Origin of the sequence: Neoaquamicrobium sediminum (assembly GCF_040970315.1) — a bacterium.
In the GTDB taxonomy this organism is placed as follows: Bacteria; Pseudomonadota; Alphaproteobacteria; order Rhizobiales; family Rhizobiaceae; genus Aerobium; species Aerobium sediminum.
This window is the reverse complement of the sequence record NZ_JAZHFV010000002.1, coordinates 596745-611757: the sequence shown is the minus strand read 5'-3', so window position 1 is coordinate 611757 and position 15013 is coordinate 596745. Positions and strand designations below refer to the sequence as shown.

General features: G+C 63.4%; 14 protein-coding genes. 2 read left to right on the top strand and 12 right to left on the bottom strand.

Translation table 11 applies throughout. From position 1 onward, the window contains the following. Positions 1 to 7 precede the first annotated feature (7 nt). The gene (locus V1479_RS08225; RefSeq protein WP_173186498.1) at positions 8 to 673 is read right to left on the bottom strand and encodes a tetratricopeptide repeat protein; all 666 of its coding nucleotides are present in this window, start codon (positions 671 to 673) and stop codon (positions 8 to 10) included. 215 nt (positions 674 to 888) lie between these two features. Here V1479_RS08225 and V1479_RS08220 point away from each other — a divergent pair, with 215 nt between their 5' ends. Further along, positions 889 to 1872 (top strand): polysaccharide deacetylase family protein, encoded by a 984-nt coding sequence (locus tag V1479_RS08220; protein WP_368802482.1) that lies wholly within the window; start codon positions 889 to 891, stop codon positions 1870 to 1872. 3 nt (positions 1873 to 1875) lie between these two features. Here the strand turns inward: V1479_RS08220 and V1479_RS08215 are convergent, their stop codons facing one another. The 3 genes from V1479_RS08215 to V1479_RS08205 all read right to left on the bottom strand — a co-directional run bounded on the left by V1479_RS08215 (position 1876) and on the right by V1479_RS08205 (position 4201). Next, on the bottom strand, positions 1876 to 2988 hold the full coding sequence (locus V1479_RS08215) for a YbfB/YjiJ family MFS transporter (RefSeq protein ID WP_368802481.1): 1113 nt from the start codon (positions 2986 to 2988) through the stop codon (positions 1876 to 1878). A gap of 131 nt (positions 2989 to 3119) precedes the next feature. Continuing rightward, complete coding sequence (locus V1479_RS08210; protein WP_368802480.1) at positions 3120 to 3770, bottom strand: 2'-5' RNA ligase family protein; 651 nt, start codon at positions 3768 to 3770, stop codon at positions 3120 to 3122. Positions 3771 to 3850: 80 nt separating this feature from the next. Next, positions 3851 to 4201, bottom strand: a complete 351-nt coding sequence (locus tag V1479_RS08205) for an arsenate reductase (RefSeq protein ID WP_368802479.1) — start codon at positions 4199 to 4201, stop codon at positions 3851 to 3853. Between the two features lie 245 nt (positions 4202 to 4446). Here V1479_RS08205 and V1479_RS08200 point away from each other — a divergent pair, with 245 nt between their 5' ends. After that, complete coding sequence (locus V1479_RS08200; RefSeq protein ID WP_368802478.1) at positions 4447 to 5100, top strand: LuxR C-terminal-related transcriptional regulator; 654 nt, start codon at positions 4447 to 4449, stop codon at positions 5098 to 5100. Here V1479_RS08200 and V1479_RS08195 read toward each other — a convergent pair. From V1479_RS08195 to V1479_RS08160, 8 genes are all read right to left on the bottom strand, one after another. Continuing rightward, positions 5019 to 6827 (bottom strand): ATP-binding response regulator, encoded by a 1809-nt coding sequence (locus V1479_RS08195; RefSeq protein WP_368802477.1) that lies wholly within the window; start codon positions 6825 to 6827, stop codon positions 5019 to 5021. The genes V1479_RS08200 and V1479_RS08195 overlap by 82 nt on opposite strands. Positions 6828 to 6924: 97 nt before the next feature. Then, a complete protein-coding gene (locus V1479_RS08190; RefSeq protein WP_368802476.1) occupies positions 6925 to 7656 on the bottom strand; it encodes an SDR family oxidoreductase in 732 nt (243 codons plus the stop codon). Between the two features lie 33 nt (positions 7657 to 7689). Next, positions 7690 to 8754: an ABC transporter ATP-binding protein gene (locus tag V1479_RS08185; protein ID WP_368802475.1), complete on the bottom strand. Its 1065-nt coding sequence runs from the start codon at positions 8752 to 8754 to the stop codon at positions 7690 to 7692. Position 8755: 1 nt separating this feature from the next. Continuing rightward, entirely contained in the window at positions 8756 to 10384 is a 1629-nt protein-coding gene (locus tag V1479_RS08180; protein WP_368802474.1) for an FGGY-family carbohydrate kinase, read from the bottom strand. Between the two features lie 61 nt (positions 10385 to 10445). Then, a complete protein-coding gene (locus tag V1479_RS08175) occupies positions 10446 to 11888 on the bottom strand; it encodes an FAD-dependent oxidoreductase (protein ID WP_368802473.1) in 1443 nt (480 codons plus the stop codon). Between the two features lie 78 nt (positions 11889 to 11966). After that, complete coding sequence (locus V1479_RS08170) at positions 11967 to 13262, bottom strand: ABC transporter substrate-binding protein (RefSeq protein ID WP_368802472.1); 1296 nt, start codon at positions 13260 to 13262, stop codon at positions 11967 to 11969. 26 nt (positions 13263 to 13288) lie between these two features. After that, positions 13289 to 14122 (bottom strand): carbohydrate ABC transporter permease, encoded by an 834-nt coding sequence (locus V1479_RS08165; RefSeq protein ID WP_368802471.1) that lies wholly within the window; start codon positions 14120 to 14122, stop codon positions 13289 to 13291. After that, a complete protein-coding gene (locus V1479_RS08160; RefSeq protein WP_368802470.1) occupies positions 14109 to 14987 on the bottom strand; it encodes a carbohydrate ABC transporter permease in 879 nt (292 codons plus the stop codon). The genes V1479_RS08165 and V1479_RS08160 overlap by 14 nt, the downstream gene beginning before the upstream one ends. Positions 14988 to 15013: the final 26 nt, after the last annotated feature.

Genomic DNA, 15013 nt, shown 5'->3' with positions numbered 1-15013 from the left:
GGATTCGTCACGACGACGAGCCCGAACCGCGGATCAGTTCGGACATGAGTTCGGCTCGCTGACGCATGTTCTGAGGTGCGCCCTCGTCATCGATGATCTGGTTGAACAGGGTTGCGGCATCCTCCGTGCGCCCCTGTTTCCAGGCGGACAGCGCCAGCGCCTCGCGCGCCGAATGGCGCAACGTATTGGTTTCGACCGCCAGCGCCTCGACACGGGCCGACACATCCTCGTAGGAACCATGGTCGACCAGAAGCAGTCCGGCGCGCAGCTTGGCCATGTCACGGATCGAGCCCGGCACCGAGCTGTCTGAAGCAACATTGTCGAAGGCGGCAACCGCGCCTTCGTAGTCGCCCGCCTGGGCCAGCACGGTCGCGCCGCGCATACGCGCGAGAACCGGATAGGCGCCGTGACCATCGGCCTCGAGCTGCTCCAGTGCGGCAGTCGCCTCGTCGGTCCGGCCTTCGCGTGCCAGGGACAAGGCTTGCGAGTAGGCATCGCCCGAGCTGTTGGCCTGCGTCTGCGTCCAGTAGTCCCAGGCAACCCATGCGGCGGTAACCAGCACCACACCCACCGCGATGGCGATGGTGATGGGGCCGAAACGGTCCCACAGCGCCTTCGCCTGATCCTGGCGGAGCTCCTGGTTTACTTCGCGAATGAAACTGTCGTCCGACATCGGTCACCGGCGTCTAGGGGAAAATCAGGCCCGGATTTTCCTTATCAGGCCTATATCGGCATGGGTTTTAGCGAAATTTCTTGGCCATGGAAGGGGCTTTGGCAAAAACCGTGATCGCTTAAGGGTGGCAAGACAGCTCAGCGAGGTCCCACGCGCGCCATATTCGCCTGCGAGGAACGGGAACCCTCAATATGTGTACTGCGTTGCCTCTCCCCATGTCTTCTGTCCGTTGTTCCGCCCTCGCCGTCATCGCCTGCCTGAGCACCGCTCCGGCTTTTGCCGACGAAACGCGTGATCGCCCTCTCCAATATGTGATGATCTCCTTCGACGGCGCGGGGCCGATCGAGCAATGGGAACGCAGCCGCGCCCTTGCCGATCGCACCGGTGCGCGATTCACCTATTTCCTGTCCTGCGTCTATGCCGTGGCGCGCGAGGATCGGGCGATATACGAGCCGCCGCGCCATCGGGCGGGCGGTTCCAATGTCGGTTTCGCCGAATCGCGCGGTGAGGCGGCTCAACGCCTCGAACAGATATGGACCGCGCGGGCGGAGGGCCACGAGATCGCGAGCCACGGGTGCGGCCATTTCGACGGCGGCGACTGGAGCGCGGCCGACTGGAAGAGCGAGTTCGGGCAGTTCTCGGCACTGCTGACCGATGCCTGGCAGCGAAACGGCATCGGCGAGCGGGAACCCGACAACTGGAAAGACTTCGTTGCAAACGAGATCGTCGGTTTCCGCGCGCCTTATCTCTCCACCGGGCCGGGTCTCTTCGATGCGCTGGCGCAAACCGGTTTCGCCTATGATGCAAGCACGGTATCGAGCGGACCGGCGATGGCAACGGAAGGCCCGGTCAGGCGCTTCGCGCTGCCAATGATCCCCGAAGGTCCCAAAGGCCGGGCGGTGATCGCCATGGACTACAACCTCTTCGTGCGTCACTCCAAAGCCGTGGAGACGGAAGATGTAGATGGCGCTTTCGAGGAACGCACGCTCTCGGCACTTCGCGCCGCGCTCGATGCCGAACTCGAAGGCAATCGCGTGCCGCTGCAGATCGGCCTGCATTTCACGCTTATGAACGGTGGGGCTTACTGGCGTGCGCTGGAGCGTTTCACCGAAGATGCATGCGCGCGGGCCGAAGTGAAGTGCGTCACATATCGCGGCTATCTTGACGCGACAGGACCAGCCACGCCTGCCGACGGGTAGCGATCAGGTCTGCGGCCTGACGCCGTAGCCAATGATTGCCGAGAGCAGAAGCGTCGCGGCGGCAAGCAAGGACGGCGCGGTAAAGCTGCCGGTGCGGTCCGCCACGAGCCCTGCAACGATTGGCCCGAGAATCTGACCGAGCCCGAAGGCCGCCGTCATGAGCGCCAGCACCCGCCGTGGCGCTTCGCCGGCCAGTTGACGCCCGAGTTGCAGCCCAAAGGCGGTGACGGCGATGAATGTACCACCCAGCAGAACGCCCGCGATCAACGGGCCTGCATACCCGCCGACGCTGACGCTGGCCGCGACGCCAACGGCTTCGACCACGCAGCCAGCGGCAAAAATGGTGGCGAGACCACGCCGCCTGACAGCCTTGCCCCAGAGCCACACGGAGAAGAACCCCGCCAGGCCGGTGGCAAACCAGACCACCGACTCGAACAACCGTCCCGCATCGCCCTGCCTGACGATGGCAACCAGAAAGGTGGCGGTGACGATGTAGCCAAAACCGAAAAGGCCGTAGGCGAGAATGATGCGCACCATTGCCGGGCTCATCGGCATGGCCGGCTCGGCAACGGGTCGTTGGGCCGCCGCAGGCCCCTTGTCGACCAACCAGAACACCACCGCGAACCCTGCTGCAGACAACACGCCCGACCAGAGCCAGCTCGCCTGCCATTCGGCACCGGCCAGAAGCAGGGCACCGGTCATCACCGACGAGACGGCAATTCCGGCCCCCACACCGCCGAAATGCCACGCCTGAAGGTCGTTGCGTCCACCCGCCGCCAGCCGCGAGAAAATGATGGTCGACAGGAAGATCATAACGAAGGCGCTTGCGACGCCTGCGAGGAAGCGGATCGCCAGGAACAATGCGACGCTTTCGGTCAGGCCCATCGCCGCAGCGAGAACCGTGCTGGCGGCAAGGCCGGCCATTGCAATCGCCCGCTCCCTGCCCTGGCCCCAATTGCCCGCGGCAAGAATGGCGCCGGCGAGGTAGCCTGCATAGTTGGCCGATGCGATCAGCCCGGCGTCGGATGCAGAGAGGCCGAGACCGTCCATCATGCCGGGCAGGATCGGAGTATAGACGAAGCGGCCGATACCCATGGCGACCGCCATGGCGATCATGCCTGAGATCGCATACGTGACCGGGGAACGTGCGTGAGAATCCATTGGAGCGAAGCTTACGACCGGTGTGCCGGCGCACAACCGTTTAGCCGCGCTGGTCCACTCGAAAGCCGGTTATGGTGCACTGCACATCAAGCTGCGAGCGGCCAGCGCGCCTTGATGACATGCCGATAAGGTTTGCGCAGGCTGTGGATGAGTTGAAACTCCCGCACCTGCCAGGAGACCGGCGGAATCTCAAGCTCCGGCATGATCCGCGGCGCGCGCGCGACAGTCATATGTGGCGTGAAGTTGCGACAATGCCGGGGCAACTGCAAAGCGTCGCAAACCCTGTCATGAAAATCGCGCAGGGGCCCAACACAGTCCACACCTGTCATGACGACGGCACCACTCGGGCCGAATGTCATCAGTCGGTCGAAGATCGCAGAAAAGGCTGGGGCTTTCAGTTCACGCAATAGGGCATCCAGCTTGTCGACCTGTGCTGGAGCAACGTGGTCGAACTTTCCGAAGCCGACCATCGAGATGTGCCTGCATTCTCCAGGCACAATGCCGATCTTGCTGGCGATAGCACCCTTAATTGCCGGGACAATCCTCTGGTCGATTTCCGCAGACGCACATGCGTCAGGGCCGATAGCCAGAAACAGCGACGCGATCGGAGCAGGCGGAAGACCCGGTAGGCTAAGTTGCTCGGCGCGGCGACGCCCCACTATGGGATTCGGCGCGCGGGCTCGTTTTACGGTCGGCGCCGCTTCGGCAGGCAAGTCGAGGTCGAATGCCAGTTGCATCCGACAAATTAGAACAAAACATGAACTCTCTGCAAGAGGCGACTTGGTGGCGACACCCGGACCAGATGACTGCCTTGTCTTCAGCCCTTGAAAAGTGCGGCGTAGCGCTCCGGCTTGAAGCCGACCTCGATCCGGCCGCCGGTCTCCAGAACGGGGCGTTTGATCATGGTTGGCTCCGCGAGCATCAGATCGATCGCTGAACTTTCGTCGAGGTCGATCTTCGACGCATCTGGCAGGGCACGGAACGTGGTGCTCCCCTTGTTCAGCACTTTCTCCCAACCCGCAGCGGCGCACCAGCGTTCCACGGAAGCCCGGTCGATGCCTTCGACGCGATAATCGTGAAAGCGATAGGCGACGCCTTCGCTCTCGAGCCAGCGAAACGCCTTCTTCATCGTGTCGCAGGTTTTGATGCCGTAGATCGTGGCGGACATCGAACGCTCCTCTTGCAGATCCGGAATCGTATCTGCGGTGGTCTTAGGCGGTTTCCATCTCGAGATACAGGTGCGAAGGACGCCCCAGCCACCGGGCGCTAGTGCACATGAACTAATAGCGGTGCCGCCCAGTGTCGATTACGCTTTCCAGAAACGAAAAATTCGCGCGAAGCGATGCAGCAGCAAGTGACGACGAATGCGCAGAACCGATCGGGTCGCGCTTGCGTAACGAAGGCCGTAGACTGATGCCCCACGACGATTACGCCGGCGAGGACAGGGCCGTGAAAATCATCATTGCCGACGACCATCCCGTCTTCCGCGACGGCATGCGCCGCCTAGTACAGCGCACCATCACCGATGCCGAAATATCCGAGGCCGCGGATTTCGGTAGCGTGTTGGAAATGGCGGGCATTGGTGCGCCAGACCTGTTTCTTCTAGACCTCAACTTTCCAGATTTCGTACTGCCGGATTCGATTGCACGATTACGCAAGATATGGCCGCTGGCCTCCATCGTGATCGTATCCATGCTGGACGACGACGCCACGATCGAGCGCGTCATGTCGATGGGCGCCGACGGGTTCGTCAGCAAGGCCATGCATCCGCAGGTAATCGCAGGCGGTGTGCTCGATGTGCTGAACGGCAAGATCGTGGTGATCGGGCCGCAGGACGGCGGCGACGCCGATCTCCTCGACTATAGCGATGTCGAACTCGAAAGCCTTCCACCCCGGCAACGGGATGTTCTGCGCCTGATCGTGCAGGGTATGACAAACAAGGAAATCGGGCGTGCGCTCGGCATCTCGCCGCACACGGTCAGGATTCACGCATCCGCGTTGTTCCGGGCACTCAATGTCACGTCGCGTTCGGCTGCGGCAGCATTGGGGCGCGACCTCGGCTGTTGATCCAATTTGTCACCGGCGTGTTCAAGGGCCAGGGACATGAGTGCGGCACGCAACTGCGCCGGCCGCGCCGGCTTGGCAAGCAGACGGACAGGCTCCAGACCGTCCAGTCGATGCTGGTCGAAACCGGCGACACCGGTGACGACAAGCGCCGGCACGGCAAAACCCTCCTGAGCGCGTACTGCGGCGATGCACTCAGCTCCCGTGTGCATATCTCCTAGATCGTAGTCGGTCACCAGCATGTCTGCGCGCGTCGCGGCCTGTGGCACGCCAGCGCTGGACGAAACGACGCAACCCCAGCTTTCGAGCAATTCAACCATCGCCTGCCGTATATCGGCATCGTCGTCGGTTACGTGCACGTGCAAGCCTGTTAGCCTGTGAGCGATCGCGGGCCTGGCTGTGGTTCCACGTTTGCGCGCCTCTGTCGGGCGCAAACCTGAAATCCGAACCATAGTTCCCTTGCCGGGTTCCGACTCCAGCCGATGACGCAAACCCAGCAAGGCGGCAAACCGCGCCACCAAGGGCAATCCGAGGCCAAGCCCTTGGGCCGCCCCGCCAGACTTCCCTGCAACGCGGTAGAATTCCTGGAAGACAAGCTGCTGTTCCGACTGGGGAATGCCCGGTCCCTGATCGGCAACGACGATCGCGAGCTCCTCTCCGCATCGCCTGACCCCAAGCAGAACAGCGTGGCCCGGCGCGTACTTGGCAGCGTTGGTGAGCAGGTTCTGAATGACGTTCGCCAGAATTCGAGGGTCGGTTTCGACCCAATGCTTCGTCGGCACGAGCCGGAGGCTGCCGCCCTGCTTCTCGATCAACGGAGCATTCTGAATCGCAAGCTGGTTGAGCAGCCCGCCCAGATTGAAGACCTCGGACCGCGGCACCACGCGGCCGAGATCGACCGCCGAAACGTCCAGCAGCGACTGGAAGAGTCCCGACAGGGAATCCACCGAGGCGTCGATCCGGTCGACGAGTTCGCGGGCCTCGTCGTTGAGTGACGACTGGCGCAGAATGGTTGTCAACATGCCGATGGCATGCACCGGCTGGCGTAGATCGTGGCTCGCATTGGCGAGAAAGCGCGTCTTGGCCTGGTTGGCCTCCTCCGCGCGCTGATGCTCGCGCGACAGTTCGGCAAGCTGAGCATCGAGGTTTCTCGCGAGCCCACGGTTCGACATGAGAAAGCGGTTCATCCGCACGGCCAGAATGCTGAGCGCTCCGCCATACAGGACAATCATGCCTGCATTGATAGCGCCGGCAGCGCCCGGGTCGAGCAGAATGTGAGCGACCGCCAGCCCCAACAGGCCGATCCAGATGCTGATGAAACAGGACCGCAGCACCGAATGCTGCGAGGAGACAGCGCCCAGCGCCGTTCCGCCGAGCGCAAAACTGTAGAGAAGCAGGTTCTCGAAGGAGGAGCGGGCAGCAAGTACGGCCCCGAGAAACCAGAACAGCGCCACCAGTGTGGTCAGGAACGTGTGAGCCCAGCCTGCGCGGATCAGCCAGCGGTCATCTGCACTTTTCCGACGGATGGCATATTGGCACATGCCGCATATGACGAGCGAAAGGACCACCATCCCGGCGAGCCATAGCTGCGCAAGCGTGCCGGTGTCTCCCTGGGCAAGAAAGGCCAGGAGCACGACCGCGATATGAATGAACCACGCCCTGCTGCCGATCTCGCACAGATAGACGACCTGCCAAGGCTCTACACGCCAGCGCTCCGCCTGCAACAGCATCCCCCTTCGATATGCCCGGCGACAATAAAAAGCGTCTGGCTAGAGAAATCAAATCGGAGGCTGTTTTCGGGCGCAACCATCGCCAAATGGTCAATGCCTAGAGGTCGTTTGCCTGCGGCAGTATCACGAGGTCCCGCACCGTTACGTTGCGCGGGCGCGTCAGCATGAACAGAACTGCCTCGGCGACCTCGACCGGTTCCATCAGGCCACCGGCCGCCAGTTCGGATTCGAGCTTGTCCTTCGGCCAGTCGCTGATAAGCGCGGTGACCACCGGCCCCGGCAGCACTGCGCCGACGCGGATGGAGTGCTTTGCAACCTGCCGACGCACGGTGTGTACGAACGCCTGCACGGCATGTTTGGAGGCTGTGTAGATCGGCTCCCACACGACAGGAACGACGCCGGCGATCGAGCTGGTGACGACGATGTCGCCGGTTCGCCGTTCGATCATGTGCGGCAGCACAGCGTGGACGCTTCGGAACACAGCGTTGACGTTCAGGGTCAGCATACGGTCCCACGCATCCGGATCGCCATCGACCAGTTCGCCACCAATATAGGCGCCCGCATTGGCGTGGAAGATGTCGAGCCAGCCCGCCTTATCGAGTATCGCAGGCATCATCGATGCAACGCTTTCAGGCGAAACCAGATCGACCACGAGCGGCATGGCCTCAGGTCCGAGTTCGGTGCAGATCGACTGCAGCGCCTCCTCGTTGCGGTCGACCAGCACCACGCGCGCGCCAGCTTCCAGCATGATCTTCGCGCATTCCAGCCCGATGCCGGAGGCGGCACCCGTAACGGCCGCTACCTTGCCAGTCAGTTCCAGACGCCTCATCTACCCTCTCCTCGTATCATTTAGCCGCCACTGTCAGGCTGCGAACAGGTGCGCCGCGCCGGGATCGAAACGGAACTCGACCGGGCTGCCCGGTTCGAACACCTCGTCCTGCGGGATCGCTGCAAGTGCCCGCTCGCTCGACGCGGTTTCGAAGCTGACGACGGTCTCTGCACCAAGCCGCTCGACCAGAGAAACGCTGCCACGCACTGCGCCTGCCGCGCCATCCAGCCCCTCGCGCTTCAGATATTGGGGCCGCACGCCCAGAAGCGCCCGATCTCCAGCGGCAAAGCCGCGCGCATCGATCGTGACCGGCGCTATCGAGGGCGATTCGACGGTGACCGAGCCGCGAGCGACGCCGGTGACCCGCACGTCCAGGAAATTCATCCGGGGCGAGCCGATGAAGCCGGCAACGAACTTGTTCGCGGGCTTTTTGTAGAGCTCGATCGGCGCGCCGATCTGCTGGACGACACCGCCCTCCAGCACCACGATCTTGTCGGCGAGCGTCATCGCCTCGACCTGGTCGTGGGTGACGTAGATCATCGTCGCGCCGAGTTCCTTGTGGAGCCGGGCGATTTCCATGCGCATGTCCATGCGCAGCGCCGCATCCAGATTGGACAGCGGCTCGTCGAACAGAAAGACCGAGGGCTGGCGCACGATGGCGCGGCCGATGGCCACGCGCTGCCGCTGACCGCCCGAAAGCTGGCTCGGCCTGCGCGCCAGCAGCGGCTCCAGCTTGAGGATGCGTGCTGCCTCGCGCACCCGTGCGTCGATCTCGGTTTTCGGCGTCTTGTTGAGCGTGAGCCCGAAGCTCATGTTCTGATAGACGGTCAGGTGCGGATAGAGCGCGTAGGACTGGAAAACCATCGCGATGCCGCGCTCGCGCGGCTCCATGTCGTTGCAGCGCTTTCCACCGATCGACAGCGTGCCGCCGGTTATGTCCTCGAGGCCGGCGATCATCCGCAGCAAGGTCGACTTGCCGCATCCCGACGGTCCGACGAAGACGACGAACTCGCCGTCCTTGACCTCAAGGTCGACCCCCTTGATGACGTCGACCGAACCGAAGCGCTTTTCCAGCTTTTCGAGCTGCAAGCCGGCCATCTCATTTCTCCCCATTTATAATGTCGCGCGTCGTCTTCGCCGCGGACTGGAGCGCCTCGAAGGCTGCAAAGCGGCGACTGTGAAAGCCGGCCAAGTCCGGCTCCGGTGCGAATGTGTCACCGGATGAGGACATTGCGCGCATGGCGGCTTGCAGGTCCGGGAACGCGCCGGCTGCCGTGGCGCCGAGCATGGCCGATCCGAGAAGCACCGGCTCCGGCTGCCGCGAGGTAGTGACCGGCAGGCCGGCACAATCGGCGAGCAGTTGCCGGACCAGCGGATGCAGCCCGGCACCGCCGCTCAGCGCCACCGTCTCGACTGTTATGCCGTTCGCGCGGCTGGCCTCGATGATCTGGCGCAGTCCGTAGCCGATGCCCAGAACGCCGGCGACATAGAGTGCGACGAGGCTGTCGAGGTCGCGCTCCATGCCAAGCCCCGCGATCACCGCGCGCGCATCGGGATCGGCATGCGGCGAGCGGTTGCCGAGGAAATCGGGGACGACCAGAAGATGTCCCGCAAGTTTTGCCGCGGTTGCGTTCGAGCCGGCCCGATCCACGGCAATATCCGCAAGCAGTGTCGGCAGCGACATCTGCCGCGTCTTCGCCGTTTCGCGAGCCTCTACCGCGGCCGGGTGAAGGGCGAGAATCTGGTCGATCGCGGCACCGGCGCTCGACTGTCCGCCCTCGCTGAGCCAGAGGCCCGGCACCATGGCCGAGTAATACGGCCCCCAGACACCGGGAACGAAAACCGGCTCGACACTGCTTGCCATCGTGCATGCGGAGGTGCCGAACACATAGGCCATGCGCGTCGTCGCCGACCCGTCGCCGCCGCTGGCGCCGACAGAACCGACCCCGCCTGCATGGGCGTCGATCAACCCGGCGGCGACAGGCGTTCCGGGCATCAGCCCGAGATCGCGAGCAGCAGCGGTTGTCAGCCCGTCGGCGAGGCGTTGGCCTGCAGGCACGATCGTCGTACCGATGCGGGCAAACTCGTCATCGGCAAGATCGTCCAGACCGATCGCGCGGAAATAACTTTCGTCCCAGCGCTGTTCGTGGGCGAGATAGGTCCATTTGCAGGTAACGGTGCAGACCGACCTGTCGAGGCTGCCGGTGGCGCGCCAGGTCAGATAGTCGGCGAGGTCGAAAAACTGCCATGCAGCACGATAGGTCTCCGGCAGGTTTTCCTTCAGCCAGAGCAGCTTGGGCGTTTCCATCTCCGGCGAGATTGTGCCGCCGACATAGTTGAGAACCGGATGGCCGCCGGCATTGATCCGCCGCGCCTGATCCATGGCCCTGTGGTCCATCCAGACGATGATGTTGCGGTTGGCGTCGCCATGATGGCCGACGGGCAGCGGCGCGCCATCTTTGCCAAGCGCCACCAGCGAGCAGGTTGCATCGAAGCCGATGCCGGCAATATCCCCCGGCGCAAGGCGGGCAGACGACATTGCCTGGCGAACGCTCGTACAGACAGCCTGCCAGATGTTCTCACTGGATTGCTCGGCGATGTCGCCAGCTTCCAGATGGAGCGCGATATCGCACTTGGCCGAAGCGAGCATCGCTCCCGCCGCGTCGAAGATACCGGCGCGGGCGCTGCCGGTGCCGACATCTATGCCGATGAAATGAGCCTGGCTCATGCAAAAGCCTCGTTGCCGGAGGGAGCAAAGCTCCCTCCTCTCGATTTGCGGATTGCTTCGGTCACGCGGCAGGCGCGTGCTCGGCAGCCGGTGCCCTCGTGCCGTCCGGATTGCGAAGGTAGACGCCGCGCTCGAGCTGCTGGCGGCGCAGCTCCTGAACGTCGATCTCGGCCGGCGTGCGGTTGCCGCGCACCGAAATCTTGGCCGCGCGACCGGCTGCCTCACCCATCGCCATGCAGGTCGCCATGACCCGGATGGCACCCATCGCCTCGTGGGTGGCGGAGATACTTCTTCCGGCCACCAGAAGGTTCGAGATTTTCTGCGGCACCAGCGAGCGGTAGGGAATGTCGTAGCAGTCGCCACACCATATCAGCGTGCAGCCGTCGTCGGCCGGCCGGTGAATGTCGATCGGATAGCTGGCGACCGCGATCGCGTCGTCGAAATGGCTGCAGGCGAGTACGTCTTCCTGCGTCATCACATACTGGCCGACGATGCGTCGTGTCTCGCGGATGCCGAGGAAAGGGGCTGTCTTGGTGAAGTAGGCCTGCTCGAAACCGGGCACGTAATTGACGAGATAGGTGATGATGTCGTCGATCTGCGCCCTGCCCTCGATCTCGCCGCGGGTGAGGCTGCGGGCATCCGTACCGTCGGTGTCCTTCACGCGCGTCATGTTGATCCAGACCTCGCCCTTCTTGAGGCCGGTGATGATGATGGTGCGCTCGTTGGGTATCTGCAGGCCGCGCTCCTGCTTGGCCTTGGCCATCAGTTCGCGCATGCCGACGACGATGAACTGATGGTTCTGGCCGAAATACTCGGCAGGAATGAAGTCGGTCAGGTAGGTGCGCGCCTGCGGCGGCGCATTGGCAATGCTGAGGCGCAGCTTCTCGGTGTCGACGCCGCCAAGGCAGAACATCAGGGTCGGCGGCTGCATGCCGCCATCGGCGTTGCCCTTCTCCGTCGGCACGCCGGCGCGATATGCGACATCCGCATCCCCGGTGCAATCGATCACGACCTTTGCAAGCGTTGCCGTGCGGCCGCTCTTGCTCTCGGTGATAACGCCGCGGATCGTGTCGCCGTCCATAACCACGCCTGCGAAGAAGGTGTAAAACAACACGTCGACGCCGGCCTCGGTCAGCATTTCGAGGGCAACCGTCTTAACGGCTTCCGGCTCGACCAGCGTTATCCCCATATGCAATGGGCAGGGCCTGTGCTCGCTCGCCCCGTCACGCTCCTTGCGCAGCCGCTCGATGAATTTCTGCGGCAAACCGTCGATGATCTGGTTGCCCTTCTGGCCAAGGAAACCGAGCACGGGCAAGCCGATTGTCATGTTGCCGCCGACGAAGCTGCGGCTTTCGATCAATCCGACCCGCAGCCCATCCTCGGAAGCCGCCAGAGCGGCGGTGAGGCCGGAGGGGCCACCGCCGACGACAAGCACATCGTATTCGGCTGATACGGGGATCGAACGGGCGGGCTCTTCTATCGAGCGGACGGGGGAAGCAGGCATGGGTGATCCTCAGGAGTGATCAGGGGTGAAAGGGTTGGTGGCCGCCGGGCCGAAGCCCGGCAGCATCTATCGTTCCGGTCAGGCCGGCATGAGTGGCGTCACGCGCTCGACGATCGCATCCACCGCCTCGGCGACCGGCTTGCGGCCGAGAACGGCAAGCTGCACCTCCTCAAGCATGATGCCCTGCGCCCTAGCCGCTTCCGGGAACGGCGGGAACGCGCCGCGCGCATTGGCCAGCACCGCGGCCTCGACCTCGGCGAGCGGGTTCTTGGCGACAAGATCCGGTTCCGCATAGGTCGAGACCCGAACCGGACCGTTGCCGTTGAGCGCCATGCCGAGCGTCGCCCGCTTGCTGGACACGTCCTTGATGAAGCTCCAGGCTAGGTCCTTGTCGGCAGCGTTCTTGGGAATGACCATGGCCCACGCCTCGACGATGGACGACATCGGCATCTTGCCCTTCAACTCGGCGGAAATCGGGAACTCGACGGCCTTGATCTTGCCGGGATACTTGCTCTGCTCGGGATTGTTGAGCTGCGCATGGCGGGCGAATGGCAGCACGGTGAAGGCTGCGCGGCCCTGCTGGAGCCAGGTCACCTGATCGTCGTTGCGGGTGGTGGCGTAGCTGCGCGGCAAGGCTCCGGCCTCAAACATTTCCCGGAGAACCGTGAGGCCCTTCACCATGGCGTCCTTGTCCGGCATGAGCTGAAAGTCGCCGGTGATGAAGTCGCCGCCGAAAGCGCGGGCGAACATCACCGGGAAGACCGCGAGGTCGCTCGCAAGCACCATGCCGACCACCGGCGTACCCGCCGACGATGTAAAGGTCAGCTTGCGAGCCTGCTCGACCAGTTCCTCCAGCGTCGTGGGCGGCGCGTCGATGCCGGCTTCCTGCAAAAGCTCTTCGTTGTAGAACAGGCCCTGCGTGGCATGGCGGACGGGAATGCCGATCAGCTTGCCGTCGACCGTCATGCCGTCGACGAGGCCGGGCGCAATGTCCTGGAAGTCTTCGATGGGATCGCTGGCGAGATAGTCGTCCAGCGGCTCAAACAGTGCCGCGATCTCGGACGTGGGCCGGTTGTCGATCATGTAGCCGACGCTGTAGTCGGTCGAGCCGAGGCTGGCCTCACGGAAGAGGCGATCCTGAAGCGGGTTGGAATCGAAGGTCGTCCAGGAAACGTCGGCATCGTTCGATGCCTTCCAGTCGGCGAGCAGGTCGCCACCGTCGGCGCCGAGCACCGTCTGGTGAACCTTGTGGCTGAGTACGTTCAGTGTCTTGGACGCGGCCCACGAAGGCTGCGTGGCAAGTGCTGCGATGCCGCCCAGGGCGGTACCCAGAAATCCCCTGCGGGACAGGGCGATGATGTTGCGATCGTTCATTTCAAACCTCCCTTTTTTACGCTGACTTACCCCTTGGTCGCGCCGGCGGTGAGACCGGCGACGAGATAGCGATTCATTAAGACGACGAAGAGCAGGACCGGCGCCAACTGCACCGTCGAGGCGGCGAACAGGATGCCCCAGTCGACACCATCGATCGAACCGATCATCTCCGAGATGACGAGCGGCGCGGTCTTGGCGCGGGTCGACGTGAAGATGAAGGCGAACAGATATTCGTTCCACGCAAACACGACTACGAAGACGGCAACGGCAAGGATGCCGGGCGCGGCCAGCGGCACGATCACCCGGCGCAGCACGGTCAGGCGCCCGGCACCGTCTATTTCGGCAGCCTCGTCAAGTTCGCGCGGGATCTGGTCGATGAAGGTCCGCATCAGGACCGTGCCAAGCGAGACGAAGAAGGTGGCGTAAAGCACCATCATTATCGCATGCGTGTCGTTGAGCCCCAGCACGTTGACGATCGGGAACAGCGGCAGCGTGACCACGATGGGCGGGATCAGCCGCACCACGATGAGGAACAGGACGCTGGCGTCCAGCATGCGGCTGCTGTTGCGGGAATAGACGTAGCCCGCAAAGGTGCTGCCCGCGATGGCGATCACCGTCGCGCCTGCGGTGATGATCGTGCTGTTGAGGAGGCCGTCGAAGAAGGCTCCCCACTGCTGCCACAGCGAGACGTAGTGCTCGAACGTTGGTTCGAAGACATAGCGCGGCGGCACGGCGAAGATGTCCTGCCCGGGCTTGAGCGACGACATCACGATGAATGCGATCGGGAACAGCGACCAGAACAGCATCGCGGCGACGGCGACCGTCTTGCCGATGGCGGCGAGGAGGTTACGCGTTCGCATTTGCGGACACCTGTCTGCGGAGGATGAACACGTAGCCTGCACCGAGCAGCAGTGAAGCCAACACCATGATCCACGCCGTGGCGGCGGCGGTGCCGAACGCGTTGTAGCTGAACGCCTCCTGGTAGAGATAAACCGCGACCACCTCGGTCGAGCGCGCCGGCCCACCCTGGGTCAGCAGCCACACTTCCGAGAACAGGCGGAACGCGAAGATGTAGCGGAACAGCAGCGCCACGACGATTGCGGGGCCAAGCAGAGGTAGCGTGACCCGCTTGAACGCCTGCCATGCGGTAGCGCCATCGATCCGGGCCGCCTCATAGAGGTCGCTGGGGATCGCCAGCCGCGCAGCATAGAGGATGATGAAGGTGAAAGGCAGATGCAGCCAGATCGTCAGCAGCGCAATCAGGATCATGGCGTGCGACGGCTCGAAGGACCAGTCGAGGATCGGCAGCCCCATGGACTGCAGCATCAGCGTCACAGGCCCGACATCGGGATCGAACAGAAAGCGCCACATGACAACGGCGATCACCTCGCTGACGGCATAGGGCGCCAGCACGGCAACCAGAAGGAAACGGCGGAACGGCAGGCCTCCAGCGAACAGCAGCGCCATGCCAAGCCCCAGCGCCAGTTCGATGTGGACCGCAACCACCACAAGCACAACGGTGTTCCAGAGCGCGCTGCGGAATGCGGGATCGGTGATGACGTCGATAAAGTTCTGCAGGCCGACGAAGGTCGGCGCCTGCCCGAAGCTCGACTCGCTCAGACTCAGCCAGACGACATAGAGCGACGGCAGCACGATCACGCTCAAGATGAGAACGTGAACTGGCGCCAGGAGCGGCGCGATGCCGATGATACTTCTTGAACGCAAAAGGTCCTCCCGACCGCAACGCGGAC

Excerpts from the sequence above, each read along its gene's own strand:
- V1479_RS08225 (WP_173186498.1), bottom strand. The coding sequence starts at position 673 with ATGTCGGACGACAGTTTCATTCGCGAAGTAAACCAGGAGCTCCGCCAG.
- V1479_RS08220 (WP_368802482.1), top strand. The coding sequence starts at position 889 with ATGTCTTCTGTCCGTTGTTCCGCCCTCGCCGTCATCGCCTGCCTGAGC.
- V1479_RS08215 (WP_368802481.1), bottom strand. The coding sequence starts at position 2,988 with ATGATCGCCATGGCGGTCGCCATGGGTATCGGCCGCTTCGTCTATACT.
- V1479_RS08210 (WP_368802480.1), bottom strand. The coding sequence starts at position 3,770 with ATGCAACTGGCATTCGACCTCGACTTGCCTGCCGAAGCGGCGCCGACC.
- V1479_RS08205 (WP_368802479.1), bottom strand. The coding sequence starts at position 4,201 with ATGTCCGCCACGATCTACGGCATCAAAACCTGCGACACGATGAAGAAG.
- V1479_RS08200 (WP_368802478.1), top strand. The coding sequence starts at position 4,447 with ATGCCCCACGACGATTACGCCGGCGAGGACAGGGCCGTGAAAATCATC.
- V1479_RS08195 (WP_368802477.1), bottom strand. The coding sequence starts at position 6,827 with ATGCTGTTGCAGGCGGAGCGCTGGCGTGTAGAGCCTTGGCAGGTCGTC.
- V1479_RS08190 (WP_368802476.1), bottom strand. The coding sequence starts at position 7,656 with ATGAGGCGTCTGGAACTGACTGGCAAGGTAGCGGCCGTTACGGGTGCC.
- V1479_RS08185 (WP_368802475.1), bottom strand. The coding sequence starts at position 8,754 with ATGGCCGGCTTGCAGCTCGAAAAGCTGGAAAAGCGCTTCGGTTCGGTC.
- V1479_RS08180 (WP_368802474.1), bottom strand. The coding sequence starts at position 10,384 with ATGAGCCAGGCTCATTTCATCGGCATAGATGTCGGCACCGGCAGCGCC.
- V1479_RS08175 (WP_368802473.1), bottom strand. The coding sequence starts at position 11,888 with ATGCCTGCTTCCCCCGTCCGCTCGATAGAAGAGCCCGCCCGTTCGATC.
- V1479_RS08170 (WP_368802472.1), bottom strand. The coding sequence starts at position 13,262 with ATGAACGATCGCAACATCATCGCCCTGTCCCGCAGGGGATTTCTGGGT.
- V1479_RS08165 (WP_368802471.1), bottom strand. The coding sequence starts at position 14,122 with ATGCGAACGCGTAACCTCCTCGCCGCCATCGGCAAGACGGTCGCCGTC.